General features: G+C 71.7%; 14 protein-coding genes. 3 read left to right on the forward strand and 11 right to left on the reverse strand.

All coding sequences use genetic code 11. The annotated features are described in order from the left end of the window. Nucleotides 1-320: 320 nt before the first annotated feature. Nucleotides 321-1328, reverse strand: a complete 1008-nt coding sequence (locus ACIQBL_RS38995; protein WP_401951157.1) for a stage II sporulation protein M — start codon at nucleotides 1326-1328, stop codon at nucleotides 321-323. Nucleotides 1329-1456: 128 nt separating this feature from the next. Between ACIQBL_RS38995 and ACIQBL_RS39000 the strand changes: the two genes are divergently transcribed. Next, complete coding sequence (locus ACIQBL_RS39000; protein ID WP_401951160.1) at nucleotides 1457-2473, forward strand: RDD family protein; 1017 nt, start codon at nucleotides 1457-1459, stop codon at nucleotides 2471-2473. A 57-nt stretch (nucleotides 2474-2530) separates the two neighbouring features. Here ACIQBL_RS39000 and ACIQBL_RS39005 read toward each other — a convergent pair whose 3' ends face one another. Continuing rightward, nucleotides 2531-3145: a hypothetical protein gene (locus ACIQBL_RS39005; RefSeq protein ID WP_401951162.1), complete on the reverse strand. Its 615-nt coding sequence runs from the start codon at nucleotides 3143-3145 to the stop codon at nucleotides 2531-2533. 138 nt (nucleotides 3146-3283) lie between these two features. After that, nucleotides 3284-4741, reverse strand: a complete 1458-nt coding sequence (gene ahcY, locus ACIQBL_RS39010; protein ID WP_401951164.1) for an adenosylhomocysteinase — start codon at nucleotides 4739-4741, stop codon at nucleotides 3284-3286. A 444-nt stretch (nucleotides 4742-5185) separates the two neighbouring features. Here ahcY and lepB point away from each other — a divergent pair, with 444 nt between their 5' ends. Next, complete coding sequence (gene lepB, locus ACIQBL_RS39015) at nucleotides 5186-5857, forward strand: signal peptidase I (protein WP_401951167.1); 672 nt, start codon at nucleotides 5186-5188, stop codon at nucleotides 5855-5857. A gap of 14 nt (nucleotides 5858-5871) precedes the next feature. Here the strand turns inward: lepB and ACIQBL_RS39020 are convergent, their stop codons facing one another. From ACIQBL_RS39020 to ACIQBL_RS39045, 6 genes are all read right to left on the reverse strand, one after another. Then, a complete protein-coding gene (locus ACIQBL_RS39020; protein ID WP_401951170.1) occupies nucleotides 5872-6852 on the reverse strand; it encodes a cation diffusion facilitator family transporter in 981 nt (326 codons plus the stop codon). A gap of 146 nt (nucleotides 6853-6998) precedes the next feature. Then, complete coding sequence (gene manA, locus ACIQBL_RS39025; protein ID WP_401951173.1) at nucleotides 6999-8150, reverse strand: mannose-6-phosphate isomerase, class I; 1152 nt, start codon at nucleotides 8148-8150, stop codon at nucleotides 6999-7001. 109 nt (nucleotides 8151-8259) lie between these two features. Next, the gene (locus tag ACIQBL_RS39030) at nucleotides 8260-9387 is read right to left on the reverse strand and encodes an SIS domain-containing protein (RefSeq protein ID WP_401951176.1); all 1128 of its coding nucleotides are present in this window, start codon (nucleotides 9385-9387) and stop codon (nucleotides 8260-8262) included. Nucleotides 9388-9418: 31 nt separating this feature from the next. Further along, a complete protein-coding gene (locus tag ACIQBL_RS39035) occupies nucleotides 9419-9589 on the reverse strand; it encodes a Trm112 family protein (protein ID WP_019072213.1) in 171 nt (56 codons plus the stop codon). 304 nt (nucleotides 9590-9893) lie between these two features. Continuing rightward, nucleotides 9894-11264 carry a phosphomannomutase/phosphoglucomutase gene (locus tag ACIQBL_RS39040; RefSeq protein WP_401951179.1) on the reverse strand — a complete coding sequence of 457 codons (1371 nt, stop codon included), beginning with the start codon at nucleotides 11262-11264 and terminating at the stop codon, nucleotides 9894-9896. Nucleotides 11265-11444: 180 nt separating this feature from the next. After that, nucleotides 11445-11825 (reverse strand): DUF3499 domain-containing protein, encoded by a 381-nt coding sequence (locus tag ACIQBL_RS39045; protein WP_401951181.1) that lies wholly within the window; start codon nucleotides 11823-11825, stop codon nucleotides 11445-11447. Nucleotides 11826-12155: 330 nt separating this feature from the next. On the opposite strand from ACIQBL_RS39045, the gene ACIQBL_RS39050 reads away from it, so the two are divergent. After that, complete coding sequence (locus ACIQBL_RS39050) at nucleotides 12156-12605, forward strand: metallopeptidase family protein (protein ID WP_401951646.1); 450 nt, start codon at nucleotides 12156-12158, stop codon at nucleotides 12603-12605. A 32-nt stretch (nucleotides 12606-12637) separates the two neighbouring features. Here the strand turns inward: ACIQBL_RS39050 and ACIQBL_RS39055 are convergent, their stop codons facing one another. Both ACIQBL_RS39055 and ACIQBL_RS39060 read right to left on the reverse strand, forming a co-directional pair. Continuing rightward, entirely contained in the window at nucleotides 12638-14125 is a 1488-nt protein-coding gene (locus ACIQBL_RS39055) for a DUF5719 family protein (RefSeq protein ID WP_401951184.1), read from the reverse strand. Continuing rightward, the gene (locus ACIQBL_RS39060) at nucleotides 14122-17835 is read right to left on the reverse strand and encodes a glycosyltransferase (protein WP_401951187.1); all 3714 of its coding nucleotides are present in this window, start codon (nucleotides 17833-17835) and stop codon (nucleotides 14122-14124) included. The genes ACIQBL_RS39055 and ACIQBL_RS39060 overlap by 4 nt, the downstream gene beginning before the upstream one ends. Between the last annotated feature and the right edge of the window lie 40 nt (nucleotides 17836-17875).

Here is a 17875-nt window from a genome sequence, read left to right on the forward strand (position 1 = left end):
TGCGTTTCCGACTCTATCAGACCGTTTCCGGTTCCGATTTCCTCGGTGCTTTCCAGGTTTCCGCTTCCGCGTTTCCCTTTCCGGCGGTTCCGACTTTATCAGAAGCTTTGGGCCGGACTGACCAGCCGCTCTTTTCCGATTCATCGGGAGTGTGGCTTCTTTGAAATCGAAGTCTCTAGAAGCAGACAGACACTCACTGTCGCCGACCGGACCAGATCCAGTTCTAGGCAACTGTTCGAATCTACCTCCCCAACCGGTCCGTGTCAACGGCTCCTGTGGGGCGAAGAGGAGACTAGCAGCTCAGCCGGAGTGCCCGCACATCAGGCGGCCGTGGGGACGGTGGAGCTGCGCTCGGCCGCCTCGACGTCACCCGTCTCACCGGCGCGCACGGCACGGCCGCCCAGGACGTAGACGTACGTCAGGAAGGCTCCTTCGGCGACGATGCCGATGCCGATGCGGGCCCAGGTGGGGAGGCCCGAGGGGGTGACGAATCCTTCGATGGCGCCGGAGACGAACAGGACCAGGGCCAGGCCGATCGCCATGCCCACGGCTGCTCGGCCTTCTTCGGCGAGGGCGGTGCGGCGCGAGCGGGGACCGGGGTCGATGAGGGTCCAGCCGAGGCGCATCCCTGTGCCGGCCGCGACGAAGACCGCCGTGAGTTCGAGCAGGCCGTGCGGGAGGACCAGGCCGAGGAACGTGTCGAGCCGGCCGACGGACGACATCAGGCCGATGCCGACACCGAGGTTGAGCATGTTCTCGAAGAGGATCCAAAGGACCGGTAGACCCAGGAAGACGCCCAGGACCAGGCACATCGCGGCGGCCTGGGCGTTGTTCGTCCAGACCTGTGCCGCGAAGGCCGCCGCCGGGTGGCTGGAGTAGTAGGTCTCGTACTCGCCGCCGGGGCGGGTGAGTTCGCGCAGTCGGCTCGGGGCCGCGATGGAGGACTGCACTTCGGGGTGCGTGCCTATCCACCAGCCCAGGAGGATCGCGACCACGGTCGACAGCACTGCCGTGGGAACCCACCAGTGGCGTGCGCGGTACACCGCGGCCGGAAAACTGTGCCCCAGGAAGCGCGTGACATCGCGCCAGGAGGCACGACGGGTTCCCGTCACCGCACTACGCGCGCGTGCCACGAGTTGGCTGAGCCGTCCGGTGAGCTGGGGGTCCGGGGCGCTGGACTGGATCAGGGAGAGATGGGTGGCCGTGCGCTGGTACAGGGCGACGAGTTCGTCGGCCTCGGCACCGTTGAGGCGGCGCTGGCGGCGGAGCAGTGCGTCGAGGCGGTCCCACTCGGCTCGGTGGGCCGAGACGAAGACGTCGAGGTCCATCTGGTTGCCTGCTCCTCGGCTGCTCGTCGACTGCTGGTTCGGGATCAGCTTGTCGTACTGGGGCGCGATGTGCCCTCAGCTTGGCAGACTGGCTGTTCCAGGGGCAGGGCAGGGGAAGGGCGGCAGGCGTGAGTGAGCTGGTGACGGGCGAGGCGGTGGCGCTGGAGTTGCGCCCCGCGAGACTGCCCAGCAGGGCGCTGGCGGTGATTCTCGATCTGATCGTGGCCGTGGCCGCCTATACCGGCGTGACCGTGGTCCTGATCCTTTCCACGGCCTCTTTGGACGACGCGGCGCAGATCGCGCTGTCGATCGCGGCCTTCGTGCTGGTGCTGGTGGGCGGGCCCATAGCCGTGGAGACACTGAGTCATGGGCGGTCGCTCGGGAAGCTGGCGTTCGGGCTGCGTGTGGTCCGGGACGACGGTGGGCCGATCCGGTTCCGGCACGCGCTGGTGCGGGGCGCGATAGGTGTGATCGAGATCCAGATGACCTTCGGGGTCGTCGCGTGCATCGCGTCGCTCGTCTCGGCTCGCGGTCGGCGGCTCGGGGATGTGTTCGCGGGCACTCTCGTCGTACGGGAAAGGGTGCCCGCCGGGCAGACGGCCTTCGTGCCTCCTCCGCCGATGTGGCTCACGGGACGTTTCGCCGAGCTTGACCTGTCGGCCGTCCCCGATGGGCTGTGGCTGGCCATCCGGCAGTACCTGACGCGGATGCAGCAGTTGGATCCGCAGGTCGGCTGGGCCATGGCCGAGCGGCTCGCTGCGGAGCTTGTGGCTCGTACAGGTGCCCCCGCGCCGCAGGGTGTTCCGCCGGCCGCGTATCTGGCGGCGGTGGTGCAGGAGCGGCAGGCGCGGGATGCGCGGCGGGCCTTCGGGAAGGGTGCGGCCGGGGGTGCACCGGTCGGCGGGTTCAGGCCTGGGGCGGGTGTGCCGGGCGCCTTCGGCAACGCGGCGCTCCAGCCTTCGCCGGCCCCTCAGCAGCCTTCCGGTTCCGTTCCCGCTTCATGGGCGACCGCCGCTCCCCCTCCGCCCACTGGAGCCGAACCGGTCGCGCCCGGTGTCCAGACGCCGGCTCCCCGGCCCCCGGCGCCGCAGAACCCCTCGCCGGCTGAGACCCGGCCCTCCACCGGATTCGCGCCGCCCGCCTGACCCTGCCGTGACCGGACCGGATTGCCCTGCCCCGTCGCCTGCCCTGAACGCCGCCGCTCAGTCGAAGACGGAGGGCGGTGACTCCAGTTCCTCCAGCTCGATGCCGGGGGCCGCGAGCACGACGTCTCCGGCGATGTGTACGGCGTGCTGCTCGCCCGTGTCCAGGGCTGTGACCTGGTATTCGTCCACGGGCAGAGGGCCGTTGTCAGTGGCGTGTGTTTCTCTCTTCAGCAAGGCCCAGGACTGGTCCACGGTGCGCGGGGCGAGGACCGGGTCCGTGAAGGTGACCAGGCGGACGCGGGTCGCGGCGGAGGACGGGGTGAGGCGCAGGAGACGGGTTGTGGCGATGAGGAACGCGGGGGAGGTGCCGGTGAAGGCGTGGGCTCTGACGTTGCCTTCGGTGGCATCGGTGCCGGTGGGGTCGGTGCGGACCCAGGTGACGCCGTCGAGAGCGGCGCCGCGCACCTGCCAGCTCGCCGCGTGGAGTTCCAGGCGGATAGGGCGGCCGAGTTCGTCGAGTGTGAGGTCGACGGAGCCGCTGTGGTCGCCGGAGGGGGTGGTGAGTTGGGAGACATAACGCCAGCCGGACGGGCCGGGGGCGCACTGGAAGTGTTCTTCCGCGAGGGGGGTGTGATCGTGCGGATCGTGGAGCGAATAACGGCCGCGGGGCATCGGGGTCCTGGGTCTTGACAGGCCGGTCCGCCAAAGGGGCAGGCCCCCGTCACGGGGGTGCGGGGGCCTGCCTCGGTGGACCTGTCGCTGGGGCCGCGTCAGCGCACGGACGCGGCCCCAGCGGGCGGGGTCGTCGGCTCAGTAGCGGTAGTGGTCCGACTTGTACGGGCCCTCGACCTCTACGCCGATGTACGCGGCCTGCTCCGGGCGGAGCGTGGTCAGCTTCACGCCGAGCGCGTCCAGGTGGAGGCGGGCGACCTTCTCGTCGAGGTGCTTGGGCAGCACGTAGACGTCGGTCGGGTACTCCTCGGGCTTGGTGAACAGCTCGATCTGGGCCAGGGTCTGGTCCGCGAAGGAGTTGGACATCACGAACGAGGGGTGGCCGGTGGCGTTGCCCAGGTTCAGCAGGCGGCCCTCGGAAAGCACGATGAGGACCTTGCCGTCGGGGAACTTCCAGGTGTGGACCTGCGGCTTGACCTCGTCCTTGACGATGCCCGGGATCTGCGCGAGGCCGGCCATGTCGATCTCGTTGTCGAAGTGGCCGATGTTGCCGACGATCGCCTGGTGCTTCATCTTGGCCATGTCCGCGGCCATGATGATGTCCTTGTTGCCGGTCGTGGTGACGAAGATGTCTGCCTTGTCGACGACCTCGTCGAGGGTCGTGACCTGGTAGCCGTCCATCGCCGCCTGCAGCGCGCAGATCGGGTCGATCTCGGTGATGATCACGCGGGCGCCCTGTCCGCGCAGGGACTCCGCGCAGCCCTTGCCCACGTCGCCGTAGCCGCAGACGACCGCGGTCTTGCCGCCGATGAGGACGTCGGTGGCGCGGTTGATGCCGTCGATCAGGGAGTGGCGGCAGCCGTACTTGTTGTCGAACTTCGACTTGGTGACGGCGTCGTTCACGTTGATCGCCGGGAACAGGAGGGTGCCGTCGCGGTGCATCTCGTACAGACGGTGCACGCCGGTCGTGGTCTCCTCGGTCACGCCGCGGATCTCCGAGGCCACCTGGGTCCACTTCTGCGAACCGTCACTGATGGTGCGCTGCAGGACCTGGAGGACGACGCGGTGCTCGTCGGACTCGGCGGTGTCGAGGGAGGGGACCTTGCCGTCCTTCTCGTACTCGACGCCCTTGTGGACGAGCATGGTGGCGTCACCGCCGTCGTCCAGGATCATGTTCGGGCCGCCGGTGGGGGTGTTCGGCCAGGTCAGCGCCTGCTCCGTGCACCACCAGTACTCCTCCAGGGTCTCGCCCTTCCAGGCGAAGACCGGGACGCCCTGGGGGTTCTCGGGCGTGCCGTTCGGGCCGACGGCGATGGCGGCGGCCGCGTGGTCCTGGGTGGAGAAGATGTTGCAGGACACCCAGCGGACCTCGGCGCCCAGGGCGACCAGGGTCTCGATGAGGACGGCGGTCTGCACGGTCATGTGCAGCGAGCCCATGATGCGGGCGCCGGCCAGCGGCTGGCTGGCGGCGAACTCCCGGCGGATCGACATCAGGCCGGGCATCTCGTGCTCGGCGAGGGTGATCTCCTTGCGGCCGAACTCGGCCAGGGAGAGATCGGCGACCTTGAAGTCCTGTCGGTTGTCGACAGTCGTCATTGCGAGGTACTCCTCGGGGTTGGGGCGAGGTGGGTACGGCTGGTCTGCGCGGCGGCGGACACAGGAGTGCCCGAAGGAGGGCACAGCAAGGCCCCCGTACGCGCAGCGCAGTCCGTCGGAGGCCCTCTCTCCCTCGGTCGGTCCGCGGTGGGACCGCCCGACCGCCATCAGCAGCGACGTCTGGCTCCGTCCCAAGCTACACCGGTGGGACCGGCCGCCCCCAGTCAGCTCCGGACAGATCCAGCCGAACTCCGGCGGGCGTCCGGCGTCGGATCGGGTTTCCGGCGTCGGATGTCGCGGGATGCGCGGAGATCAAAGGCCTCGGATCGGTCTTGCGGGACGGTTCGCCGAGCGAGGGCGGTCGGCCGTCGCGGGCCCGCACAGTCCGTTCACAGACACCCGCTACCCTCGGCGCCGCGGAAGTGCCGCATGGGGAGGGAAACGATGTCGGGCAAAGGGCGGGGACTCGGGGTCACGGCCGTCATAGTGGGGCTGCTGGGGGTGGTGCTGGCGCTCGGTTCCTTCGCGTACGCACGGCAATCGTACGGGAGTTCCACCATCAGCAGCCAGAGCATGTCGCCGACGTACAAGCCGGGCGACCGGATCATCTACGAGAAGGTCGCCGGCGGCGAGGTGCACCGCGGTGATGTCGTGCTGTTCTCCGCGCCGGACCGCTACGGGTTCAGCGCGAATGTGATGCAGCGGGTCGTCGGGGTGGGCGGCGACCGCGTGGCGTGCTGCACGGGTTCGGGCACGGACGCGCGGATCACCGTGAACGGAAAGCCGCTGGCGGAGCCCTACGTCAACCAGGGTGACGTCGACGGCCTGAACAAGACGTACGACGTGAAGGTCCCGACGGGGCGGCTGTTCCTGCTCGGTGACAACCGGGCGGACTCGCAGGACTCGCGTTTCTTCGCGAGCGACCACGACGGGACGGTGGCCGAGTCCGCCGTACGGGGCCGGGTGACCGACGACCGCAAGGTCCCCCTCGCCCTCGGGACGGCTGCCATCGGCGGGGTCGTCCTCGCCCTGGTCGGTGTCGGCCTGGGCATCGCGGCGTTCGTACGGCGGCGGAAGGCGGCGCCGGTGGCGCCGTGGCCGATGCGGCAGGTCTAGCGGGAGCCGCGAACTCAGTGCTCCGCGGGGTGTTGGGCCGGGCCTCCGGGGGTCGCCTCGCGGTCCGCGCCCTTGGTGGCCTCGGACTCGCTGTAGATGTCGGGTTCGAGGTAGATCACGCGGGCGATCGGGACGGCCTCGCGGATGCGGGACTCGGCCGCGTTGATGGCGGTGGCGACCTCGGCGGCCGTGTCGTCGTGCTGGACGGCGATCTTGGCGGCGACGAGCAGTTCATCGGGGCCGAGATGGAGCGTGCGCATGTGGATGATGCCGGTGACCGTGTGGCCGTCGACGACGGCGGCCTCGATCTTCTTGACGTCCTCGATGCCGGCGGACTCCCCCAGCAGCAGCGACTTGGTCTCGGCGGCCAGTACCAGGGCGATCAGGATGAGCAGGATGCCGATGCAGAGGGTGCCGATGCCGTCCCAGATGCCGTCGCCGGTGAGCAGCGCCATGCCGACACCGCCGAGGGCGAGGACCAGGCCGATGAGCGCGCCGAAGTCCTCCAGGAGGACGACCGGCAGTTCGGGGGCCTTGGCGCGTCGGATGAACTGCGACCAGGAGTGCGTGCCGCGCAGTTCGTTCGACTCCTTGATGGCCGTACGGAACGAGAAGCCCTCGGCGATGATCGCGAACACCAGGACGCCCACCGGCCAGTACCAGTGCTCGATGTCGTGCGGGTGCTTGATCTTCTCGTAGCCCTCGTAGACGGCGAACATGCCGCCGACCGAGAAGAGGACGATCGAGACGAGGAAGGCGTAGATGTAGCGCTCGCGGCCGTAGCCGAAGGGGTGCTGCGGGGTGGCCTCGCGCTGGGCCTTCTTGCCGCCGATCAGCAGCAGTGCCTGGTTGCCGGAGTCGGCGAGGGAGTGGACGCCCTCGGCGAGCATCGAGGACGAGCCGCTGAAGGCGAACGCGACGAACTTCGATGCCGCGATCGCGAGGTTGGCGCCGAGTGCCGCCACGATCGCCCTGGTGCCGCCTGACGCGCTCATGTGTTCGCGGTGTCCCTTCGCCTTCGTACGTCTGGTCCGGACGTGTGCCCCGGATCGGCCGTCCGACCGTCTTTGCCCGTCCTTTGCCGGTGGGCCATTCTTGCAGCCCTGCCCGGCGACGGCTCGTCAGGTATCCACAAGCCCGGTCATACGATCACAGTGGCGCGGAAGACCGTGCCGACTCCGGACACCTCGGCCCTGTCGCCGGCCGGGACGAAGACCGACTGGCCGGGGGCGAGTTCGAACTCGCCCGCCCTCACCGCACCGGCCGTGCAGAGCAGGATCTGCGGGGTGTCGAGGGTGAGGTCGCGGGCGCCGGCGCCCTCCGCGAGGACGTACCGGGACAGCCGGAACTCGTCGATGGGGGTCTCGTAGACCTCCTCGCCGTCGGGGGACGCCTCGGGGCGCAGCACTCCGGGGTCGCTCGCCTCGAACTTGACGATGCGCAGGAGTTCGGGGACGTCGACGTGCTTGGGGGTGAGGCCGCAGCGCAGGACGTTGTCGGAGTTGGCCATGATCTCGACGCCGAGGCCGTTGAGGTAGGCGTGCGGGATGCCGGCGCCGAGGAACAGGGCCTCGCCGGGCTGGAGTCGGACGTGGTTGAGGAGCATCGCCGCGATGACGCCCGGGTCGCCCGGGTAGTGGTGGGCGATGTCGGCGTAGGGGGCGTAGTCGCCGCCGAGGCGGGTGCAGGTGGTCGCCGCCGCGGTGACCGTGTGGCGCATCTCCTCGGGGTCGGCGGTGAGGATCGCCGTGAGGACCTCGCGCAGGGCGGCTTCCTCGGGGTGCGCGTGCAGGAGGTCGACGTACGGCTTGAGGGAGTCGACGCCCAGGCCGGCGAGGAGGTCGGCGGCGCGCAGCGGGTCGCGGAAGCCGCACAGGCCGTCGAACTCCGTGAGCGCGCAGATCAGTTCGGGCTTGTGGTTGGCGTCCTTGTAGTTGCGGTGCGGGACGTCCACGGGGATGCCCCGGCGCTCCTCGTCGGCGTAACCCTCCTTCGCCTGTTCCAGGTTGGGGTGTACCTGGAGGGAGAGCGGGGCGCCGGCGGCGAGGATCTTCAGCAGGAAGGGCAGCCGGGGGCCGAACTTCGCCACCGCCTTGTCGCCCAACTCCCGCTCCGGAGCGGCCTCGATGACCTCGACGAGTGTCCCGCGCGCGGTGCGCGAGGGTGCTCCCGGGTGCGCGCCCATCCACATCTCCGCCTGCGGCTCGCCGCCCGGCTCCACACCGAGGAGCTTCGGGATGGCGGTGATGGAACCCCAGGCGTAGGGGCGGACGGTGTTGTCGAGGCGGTCCATGTGGCTCTCTACCGGTTCTCTCTGCGTACGACCCGAGGACGACCTGGGTACGACGTGGCTTCGCGCCCCGTACGACGGTGTACGGCGGCTCAGGGCTTCGACGACAAGATCAGGCGCCCGAGGCGAGCGCCAGGTAAACGGCGGCGAAATCCGTCATGGCGATCAGCTCCGCGAGGGTCTCCAGCTCGCCACCCTCCTCGGGCTCCAGCTCGCTGATCGGCGTGTCGTGGCTGAGGGCCAGTTCACGGGCGGTCGGAGCGGCGGTGAGACCGCCGATCGGACGGTCCCGGAGCAGCACCACGCGTGCGTGCAGCGCGGGCACCTCGTCGACGCGGTCCCTGAAGAAGTCGTCCGGGTCGGCGCTGGCGGCGAGCGGGCCGGCCAGCAGGGCGTTGTGCTCGGAGAGCGCCTCGGGCAGCTCGGCGACGAGCGCGGGGCGGCCGGCCAACTCCGCGAGCGCGGCGGCGAACCGACGGCCCGCCGGGCCCGCCGACGTGCCCTCCGTCCAGATCACCGGGAGCGAGTCGGCGAGTTCGGCGGCCAGGGTCTTCGCGGGATTGCTGTACGTCGCGACGGCGGGCCCGCAGCGCTCGGCGACCTGGTCGAGGCGGTCGGCGACCTTCTCCAGGGCCTCGGGCGGCGCGCTGAGCAGGCCGGTGCGGTCCAGGATCGCGAGCAGCGGGGTGAGCAGCGCCCAGAGGACGCCGGGGGCGGAGGCGGCCAGGGGTTCGTCGTACTCGTACGGCGCGGTCGCCATCGGTACGAAGAGGCCGTGGGCGCCGTCCACCGCCTCGGTGAGGGGGCTGCGGGACGGGGCCACGGCGACGACGGTGCAGCCGCGGCGGTAGGCCTGCTCGGCGAGCAGGGACAGGCCGGGCTCGGTGCCGTCCGGGGTGGTGATCAGCAGCAGGTCCACGGAGCCCGCCCAGCCCGGGAGTTCCCAGCGCAGGGCGCCGGCCGCGGGGGCCACACCGGTGGGTGCCAGGCGGGTGACGGGGCTGCTGGCGCCGGCGAGCTTGCCGAGCAGGTCGGCGACGCAGGTGGCGGCGGCGCCGGGGCCCGCGATCAGGATGGCGCGGGGGCGGCCGTCCGGTTTCAGGTCGTTGACGCCGGCCTCGGCGGCGTGCCGGGCGGCCGTGCGCACCCGGGCGCCGGCTTCGGCGGCACCGCGGAGCAGGGCTCGGCGGTCGGCCTCGGTCAGCGCGTCCGGGGAGTCGAGCAGCGATTCGTCGAGCATGGGCGGCGGCCTCCGATCGCGTCGTCGTCGGTTACGCGGGGTGGCGGGCCTCGTCGACGAGGAGTACGGGGATGCCGTCCCGGACGGGGTAGGCCAGGCCGCAGTCCTCGCCGGTGCAGATCAGCTCGGTGTCCTGCTCCTTGAGGGGGGCGTGGCAGGCCGGGCAGGCCAGGATCTCCAGGAGGCCGGCTTCGAGCGGCATGGGATGTCCTTCCGAGGGGGTGTCTGCGACGCTTGGGCGGATGTGCCTGGTCAGGGTACCGCCGGTGGGAGGCGTGCGCCGGGGTTGGGGCCGAGCGCCCTGGGGGCTGCGCCCCCAGACCCTCCTTCGGCCTGAACGGCCTCGTTCTCAAACGCCGGACGGGCTGAAAATACCGGCCGGCGTCGGAGAGGTACGCCCCCCTCCTCCGGGCGGGTGGGGGTTGGGGACGGTGAACTCGGCCTCAGAAGCCGGACGCACCGGATCTGCCGACCGGCATCGAGAAGAACCGTCGGCCGAAGCACCGTCACCCCCTGATGATCCCCAGCACCTCGTCCCGCACCTTCCCCATCGTCGCCTCGTCCCGCGCCTCCGCGTTGAGCCGCAGCAGCGGTTCCGTGTTGGACGGGCGGACGTTGAACCACCAGTCGGCGGAGGAGACGGTCAGGCCGTCGAGTTCGTCGAGAGTCAGGTCGTCCTGGTTCTCGTACGCCGCGCGGATCGCCGCGAGGCGGGCCTGCTGGTCGTCGACCGTGGAGTTGATCTCGCCGGAGCCCACGTAGCGGTCGTACTGGGCCACCAGGGCCGAGAGGGGGCCGTCCTGGCCGCCCAGCGCGGCGAGGACGTGGAGGGCGGCCAGCATGCCCGTGTCGGCGTTCCAGAAGTCCTTGAAGTAGTAGTGCGCAGAGTGCTCGCCGCCGAAGATCGCGCCGGCCTTGGCCATCTCGGCCTTGATGAAGGAGTGGCCCACGCGCGTGCGTACCGGTGTGCCGCCGTTCTCCTTGACGACCTCGGGGACCGACCAGGAGGTGATCAGGTTGTGGATGATCACGCCCTGGCCGCCGTTCCTCGCCAGCTCGCGGGAGGCCACCAGGGCGGTGATCGCGGACGGGGAGACCGGGTCGCCGTGCTCGTCGACCACGAAGCAGCGGTCGGCGTCGCCGTCGAAGGCGATGCCGAGGTCGGCGGCCTCCTCGCGGACGCGTGCCTGGAGGTCGACGATGTTGGCCGGGTCGAGCGGGTTGGCCTCGTGGTTCGGGAAGGTGCCGTCCAGCTCGAAGTACATCGGGACCAGCGTGAGCGGCAGGCCGGCGAACACGGTCGGGACCGTGTGGCCGCCCATGCCGTTGCCCGCGTCGACGACGACCTTCAGGGGGCGGATGGAGGTCAGGTCGACGAGGCCGCGGAGGTGCGCCGCGTAGTCCTCCAACGTGTCCCTCCGCGTGATCGTTCCCGTCGGTCCTGAGACCTCCGGGGCGCCCGAGTCCAGCCAGGACTCGACGAGTTCGCGGATCTCGGCGAGGCCGGTGTCCTGGCCGACGGGGGCCGCGCCGGCCCGGCACATCTTGATGCCGTTGTACTTCGCCGGGTTGTGCGAGGCCGTGAACATGGCGCCGGGGAGGCCGAACGCGCCCGACGCGTAGTACAGCTGGTCCGTGGAGCACAGGCCGATCTCGGTCACGTCGACGCCGCGTGCCGCCGCCCCGCGCGCGAAGGCGGCGGACAGTCCCGGGGAGGAGGGGCGCATGTCGTGTCCGGTGACGATCGCGCTCGCGCCGGTCACCTGGACGAAGGCCGCTCCGAACAGCTCGGCCAGCGACTCGTCCCACTGGTCCGGGACGACGCCCCGAACGTCGTACGCCTTCACGAGCTGTGACAGATCAGAAGACACGGCCATCCCTCCGGAAAGTCCTATCGGTCGCCCCAAAGTACCCGCCCGCAACAGCATCTCGACGTGCGGTAACTGAGCCGTCCACAGACTCTTACCTGGGCTCAGGGAAGCGCTGCGCGCAGCGCTTCCCTCTCAGGGGACGCGGCCACTGTGGGGATCGTTGAACGAACTCGTGGACGGACGCCGTCAGTTGTCCGGTGAGCGCAGCACCCGGAGATGACCCCTACGGGCGACCTCCATCGGGTCCACCGTGCGGGCACCGCCTCCGCCGCCGGCCTCGGCCGCGCGCTCCCGGGGGCGGGCGGCCTCGCGGACGGCGTTGGCGAGGGCTTCCAGGTCGTCGCCGCTCGGGCGGGCCGGAGCGGAGCTGTCGAGGAGGCGGACGACCTCCCAGCCGCGGGGCGCGGTGAGGCGCTCGGAGTGCTCGGCGCACAGGTCGTAGCAGTGGGGTTCGGCGTAGGTGGCGAGCGGGCCGAGGACCGCGGTCGAGTCGGCGTAGACGTACGTCAGCGTCGCGACGGCGGGGCGGCCGCAAGCGGTGCGCGAACAGCGACGTACAGGGCTCACGACGTTGGACGGTACCGCACTCTTGAGCGGGCCGCGACGACTCTTCCCCAGGTCACTCCACCGTGTCGGGCTGTGAAACGCCCCACACGCCACTCCGGTAACGCGCCGCTGACCTGCGCGGACACCTCTTTCCGGGATCTCGAACAGAGTCGGACCCGGTCACCACTCGGCACAAACACCGTCAATTGCCGTGAGAGCGACGGTCTTGGAGACATACGGAATCGAGCCCAACCTTGGCCGGAATGGTCATCCGGTGACATGGGGTGCGAAGGGCCGGACGGCGAGTGGAGTCGGGCGGCCGGACCCGGCGGGGACTACGCTTCACCAGTGATGGACACCCCCGTACCGCCCCCTGCCGCCGGCCCCGGGCCCCGCCGCCGCGATCGCCACGGCCGGGGCATGCGCGGCCCGATCGCACCGCCACAGGTTCCGCTGGCCGCGAGCCGCGCGGACGCGTTCGCCGATCTGGTGCAGGACTCCGTGGAGCGTCTGGAGCGACGCTGGCCGCAGCTGGCGGACATCGATTTCCTCGTGCTCGAAGTCCCTCGGCTGGGTGGTGCGGGCGAGGGGTGGAACGACGAGTCGGTGCCCCTGGGGGGGACGATCGCCGCCCGTGAGGGGCATCCCGCGCGCGTGGTCATCTATCGGCGGCCGGTCGAGATCCGCACGAAGGGACGCGACGAACGGGCCGCCCTGGTCCACGAGATCGTCGTGGAGCAGGTCGCCGAGCTGCTGGGGCTCACTCCGGAGACGGTCGATCCGCGCTACGGGGAGGACTGAACCCTCCCCCGCGCGCGTGCCCCGCGCCGCCGCTACTTCTGCAGCACCGACAGGTCCTCGTCCGTCTGCGGCACCGACACCGTTCCCCGGTCGTCGGGCAGTGTCTGGATGGTGAAGCCCGGGACGCCCTCCTCGGTCGCCGCCAGGGTCCGGGCCGCGTACACCGGGCCGCCCGACTGCGACTCGACCGTCAGCGCGTACGTGCCCTTGAGGCCGCCGGGGACCGGGAGTTGGACGTCCTCGGTGGTGCCGGCCTTGATCGTGTACGTCTTGGAGACCGGCGTACCGCCGCCGCTGCCCGCCGACGCGGTGACCTTGACCGTCGCGGTGCGGGTGGGCGCGGCCAGGGACAGCGTGGAGCCCTTGGCGCTGTTGTCGGCGGACGTCGCGCGCGTGCCGACCGGACTGGTCGCCGGGATGAACGCCGTCTCCTGCTTGCTGCCCTTGCCCCGTACGACCTTGAGCGCGGCGACGACCGGCACGGACTGGTCGGTCGGCGTCAGCACCAGGGAGCCCGGGTCGCCGCGTGTGACGTCGCCCAGGTCGACGGCGGTCGTCATGCCCGCCTTCACGTGCACGGTCTCGTGCCCGGCCGGCGTGATCATCCCCGTGGGTGAGGACAGCCGCACCTTCAGGTCGGCGTCCGAGTCGCCCGGCGTGAAGGCGATCAGCCGCACGGAGGTGGCGTCCTTCGGGATGCCCGGCATGACCAGGCTGCCCGCCGGGTCGGTGGACGCGGCCAGCCAGTCGCCGCCGAGCTTGGCGTCGAGGGCCTGCACGGAAGCGCCGACCCGGCCGCTGCGCACGGTCACGTGCACGGTCAGGTCGGTCTCCTGCGCGTCGGTGAGCGTGGACAGCAGGATCGGCTCGCTGGCGTGCGGCTCGACCGTGATGCCCTCCCCCACCGTCGACTTGAGGTCGCCGTCCTTGCCGTAGAGGCCGATGTCGACCACGGCGGCGGAGTCGTCCGGGTTGGTGAGGTGCACGTAGTCGGTGCGGCCGGCGGAGGTGCTGGCGCCCGGGAACCAGAACTCGGTGTCCGGGGCGGTGCAGTTGACTCCCTGGAGGCCGCGTCCGGTGCCCGCGGCGACCTCGGTGGTCTCCTGGACGCTCCAGCCGGGCGCGTACTTGCCCTCGGCGGTGCCGAGCAGCGCGGGCGAGTCGGCGCCGGAGCTGTCGCCGGTGGCCGGGGTGCCGGGGTCCTTGGGTTCCAGGACGGGCTTGGCGGGCTTCTTCTTGCTGCTCGTGCCGTCGCCCGACTCCTCGGTGGCGGACTTCAGTTCGGCCTTGCCGCTGCTTCCCGTGCCCGTCGTGACGGGCGTGAAGGACGTGTACGACGTGTCGGCGAGGTCGGAGGTGCTGGGTGCCGGGCACAGCAGGCTGGTGCGCTCCACGGGCAGCTGGGCGGCCGCCCTGGCGGTGTCGGCGCCGGACGCGGCCGGAGCGTTCATCTCGGCGAACCCGGTGACCGCGGCGAGCGCGGCCACGCCGGCGAGGAAGGACAGGGTGGTGCGGTTCACTGCTGGCTCCCGTCGGGGCGCTCATTGCCGTGCGGATGCTGCTGGGCCGGGTCGTACGTCGGGTCGTAGGCGGGGTCATAGTTCGGGTCGTAGCCCTGGTTCTGCCCCTGGTCGTAGCCCTGTTCGTACGTCGGGTCGTAGGCCGGTGCCGGGGACTGCCGGCCTCCGTAGGCGTACGGGTCGTACTGGCCGCCCTGGTAGGGGTCCGCCTGGTACGACTGGTCGTAAGTGCCCGTCTGGTACTGCTCGTTGGCCTGGTACTGCTCACCGCCGTAGGTGCCGTACTCGGCGCCCGCGTAGCTCGCCGTGTCCCACTCTCCGTAGGACTGCTGCTGCGGGATCGCGGCGACCTCCTCCTCCGCAGGAGGAGGGGTGTTGGTGGCGAACGCGTCGAACTGGCCGGTGTCCGCGGCCTCGTCGGGCTGGTCGGTGGAGTCGGCCTCCGCCTGGGCGCGCAGGCGGCGGGCACGGCGGCCCTCGCCCTCGACCGCCTGGGCCGGGATCAGCTCCTCCTCGGGGAGGTCGTCGTCGACGTCGCGGCGGCGGCCCGGGAGGGCGAGCACGACGAGGACGAGGGCGAGCGCGCCCTGCGTCCACAGCCAGGCGGTGTGCCCGATCGGGTCGTCGTAGGTGACGTCCAACGTGCCGCCGGAGGCGGGGAGTTGGAAGCCCTGGGCCCAGCCGTCGACCGTGGTGCGGGTCAGCGCTGTGCCGGCCAGCGTGGCCGTCCAGCCCGCGGCGGCGCTGTCGGCGAGGCGCAGGACGCGGCCGGTGGCGCCGGACGGGATCGTGGTGTGGATGTCGACCGGTCCGGCGGCGACGGGCGTCGGGGCGGCGGAGCCGGTGACGATGGCCGCGCGGGAGACCTGCGCGTCCACCCGCCACAGGGCGCTGCCGTCGGCCTGGCTGAGCCGGCTGAGGCCCGGGGTGGCGTCCAGGACGCGGCTGACCTCTCGGGGCGCGCCCTTGTGGACGAGGACGTAGCGCACGGCGAAGCCGCCGAGTTCGTCGGCCTGGTCGGCGCCGGAACCGGCGACGAGGTTGGCGACGACCTTGTCGAGCTCGGTGTTCTCGCCGTCCGCCGCGGCGAACTCGCCGTCTCCCATGCGGGCGCCGGAGCCGCGCACCAGCATGTAGCCGACGTGGGCCGCGGAGTCGCTGTCGAGGACGAGGGTGCGGGCCTGGTCCTGGGTGCCGCTCTCCTCGGCGACGAACGCGGGCACCTGGGTCGGGTCGCGGCGCTCCAGGGGGCCGTCGGCGCCGCGGATCATCCAGCCGGCGGCGACGAGCAGCGGGCCGGCCGCCGAGGCGAAGGCGATCAGCACGGCCACCGGCTGGCGCCAGCCGAAGCTCTGCTCGGCCACACGCGCGCGTGCCCCGTCGGCGCCGAGCGCGGCGGCGGCGAGGAGGGCGAGGCCGTAGACGAGGGTCGCGGGGCCCGCCCAGGTGGAGCTGTTGGACAGGACGGCGAAGACGAGGCCGACCAGGGCGACGCCCCAGGCCGTCCAGATGCCGAAGGTGCGCTCGCCGCGCAGCAGGGCGGCCAGCGCCGCCAGCACGATGCCGATGAGCATCAGACCGCTGACCGTGCCGGGGCCGCCGGGGCTGGCGCCGAGCAGGTCGAGGGCGGACGCGGCCCCGGAGCCGTACTCCAGGCCGGCCTGCTGGAAGAAGCCGAACGGAAGCAGGGTCAGCGACCAGGGCGCCAGGATCAGCAGCGGGGTGCCGAACTGGGCCAGGAAACGCGGCCCGTAGGCGAGGAGGTCGCCGCGGCGCACGGCCAGCAGGGCGATGCCGAGGATCAGCGCGATGGGCCAGATGATCGGTGTGAAGGCCGTGGTGATCGTCAGGAGCAGGGCGTACGCCCAGGTGGCGCGCCAGCTGCCGCGGGCGCCGGAGGCGTGCGTGAGGCCGGCGGCGGCGATGCCCGCGCGGGCCGTCAGCGGGAGCAGCACGGCGAGCACGGCGGTGCCGATGCGGCCACCCGCGAGGGCGCCGGTGGCGGCGGGCAGGAAGGCGTAGACGACGGCCGCCCACGCGCGCAGCAGGCGCGAGTCGACGAGCGGGCGGGACGCGAAGTAGGCGGTGAACCCGGCCAGCGGGACGGAGGCGACCAGCAGGACCGTGACGGCGAAGCCGGTCGAGCCGAACAGCAGCGAGGAGAGCATCGCGACGAGCGCGAGGTACGGCGGCGCGGACGGGGTGCCGCCGGCGCCCACCGGGTGCCAGGAGTCAAGGAAGCGGGACCACAGTTCGCCGGAGTCCCCGGGGGCGGGCAGCAGCGCGCCGCCGGTGAGCGCGCCGCCGCCGAGCAGGTCGCGGCAGGCGACGAGCGAGACGAGCAGCAGCACCAGGAACAGCACCGGGCCCGGCTTGCGGGCGATGCGCTTCACGCGCGCGAACTGCTCGATCTCCAGGAAGTCCGCGTCGTCGCCGCCGGGTCCGGACTCGACGGCGCCGCCGTGCCGGCCGGCTCCGGAGGTGATCTCGGGGTCGGAGGTGTCGACGAAGCTCCCGGCGACCTGTTCGAACGTGGCCCGCACGGTCGCGCCGGGCGGCGGGAACAGCGGTCGCAGTTCGGCCTTGTCGATCTGCGCGCCGCTGCGCCTGCGCCGCCCGGCGAGGATCCGCTCGGGGCGCAACAGGGTCCCCAGGAGGCCGCGGATCTCGTCGAGGGCCTGTCCGGGGACCTTGCCGACGAGGTTGGCGACGGTCCGCAGCAGTGTGCCGACGACGACCCTGAAGAGGACCCAGGGCAGCACGGCCGTACGGCTGTTGACGAGCAGGGTGTAGACGGCGCCGGCCTTGTCGACCTTGTGCGGGGAGGCGACGGTGCGGCCCGCGCAGTCGACGGCGCGGCGCTCGCGGGAGGCCGCCTCGGCGTGCCGTACGACCGCCTCGGGGGCGACCAGGACGCGGTGGCCTGCGGCGGTGGCGCGCCAGCACAGGTCGACGTCGTCCCGCATCAGGGGCAGCCGGCGGTCGAAGCCGCCCAGCTCGTCGAAGACGTCGCGCCGGACGAGCATGCCGGCGGTGGACACGGACAGTACGGGCCGCACGTGGTCGTGCTGTCCCTGGTCCTGTTCGCGGCGGTCGAGACCGGTCCAGCGGCGCCCGGAGTGGGCGATCGTGACGCCGACCTCCAGCAGCTGCCGCCGGTCGTACCAGCCGCGCAGCTTGGGGCCTACGACGGCCACGTCCTCGCGGCCCAGTTCGTACTCCTGGTCCACCACCCGCAGCAGTTGCGCCAGGGCGTCCGGCTCCGGGGCGGAGTCGTCGTGCAGCAGCCACAGCCACTGGACGGGCTCGCCGTGCGGGAGTTCCGGCATGTCGTAGGCGTCGTCGCGCCACGTGCGCGTGACGGGGTCCCAGCCGCTGGGGCGCTTCAGGTACGGCAGCTCGTCCGGCGTCAGCAGGGGCGCGGTGCGGTTCGCCTCCTCGACGGCCTGGCCGAAGCCGGTGCGCCGGGCGAGGTGGAGCACGCGGTCGGCGCCGAGGGCGTCGGTGACGAGCTGGGCGGAGTCGTCCGCGCTGCCGGTGTCGGCGGCCATGACGCTCTGCACGGGGCGCTCCTGGCCGAGCAGCCCGGCGAGCGCGTCGGGCAGCCAGCGGGCGCCGTCGTGGGAGACGAGCACCGCGGTCACCACGTGACGCGGGAACTCAGGAGTGGCAGCGTCGTGTTGGGCTGCCGTGTGGCTGTGCACGGACATCGAGGTACGGGCCCCGGTTCGATGGACTGCGGTGGACGCA

Origin of the sequence: Streptomyces sp. NPDC088350, from assembly GCF_044753545.1 — a bacterium.
GTDB lineage: Bacteria > Actinomycetota > Actinomycetes > Streptomycetales > Streptomycetaceae > Streptomyces.

Coding starts and splice junctions, on each gene's coding strand:
- ACIQBL_RS39040 (WP_401951179.1), bottom strand. CDS start 11,264: ATGGCCGTGTCTTCTGATCTGTCACAGCTCGTGAAGGCGTACGACGTT.
- manA (WP_401951173.1), bottom strand. CDS start 8,150: ATGGACCGCCTCGACAACACCGTCCGCCCCTACGCCTGGGGTTCCATC.
- ACIQBL_RS39005 (WP_401951162.1), bottom strand. CDS start 3,145: ATGCCCCGCGGCCGTTATTCGCTCCACGATCCGCACGATCACACCCCC.
- ahcY (WP_401951164.1), bottom strand. CDS start 4,741: ATGACGACTGTCGACAACCGACAGGACTTCAAGGTCGCCGATCTCTCC.
- ACIQBL_RS39035 (WP_019072213.1), bottom strand. CDS start 9,589: ATGCCGCTCGAAGCCGGCCTCCTGGAGATCCTGGCCTGCCCGGCCTGC.
- ACIQBL_RS39020 (WP_401951170.1), bottom strand. CDS start 6,852: ATGAGCGCGTCAGGCGGCACCAGGGCGATCGTGGCGGCACTCGGCGCC.
- ACIQBL_RS39060 (WP_401951187.1), bottom strand. CDS start 17,835: ATGTCCGTGCACAGCCACACGGCAGCCCAACACGACGCTGCCACTCCT.
- ACIQBL_RS39050 (WP_401951646.1), top strand. CDS start 12,156: ATGGACACCCCCGTACCGCCCCCTGCCGCCGGCCCCGGGCCCCGCCGC.
- ACIQBL_RS38995 (WP_401951157.1), bottom strand. CDS start 1,328: ATGGACCTCGACGTCTTCGTCTCGGCCCACCGAGCCGAGTGGGACCGC.
- lepB (WP_401951167.1), top strand. CDS start 5,186: ATGTCGGGCAAAGGGCGGGGACTCGGGGTCACGGCCGTCATAGTGGGG.
- ACIQBL_RS39030 (WP_401951176.1), bottom strand. CDS start 9,387: ATGCTCGACGAATCGCTGCTCGACTCCCCGGACGCGCTGACCGAGGCC.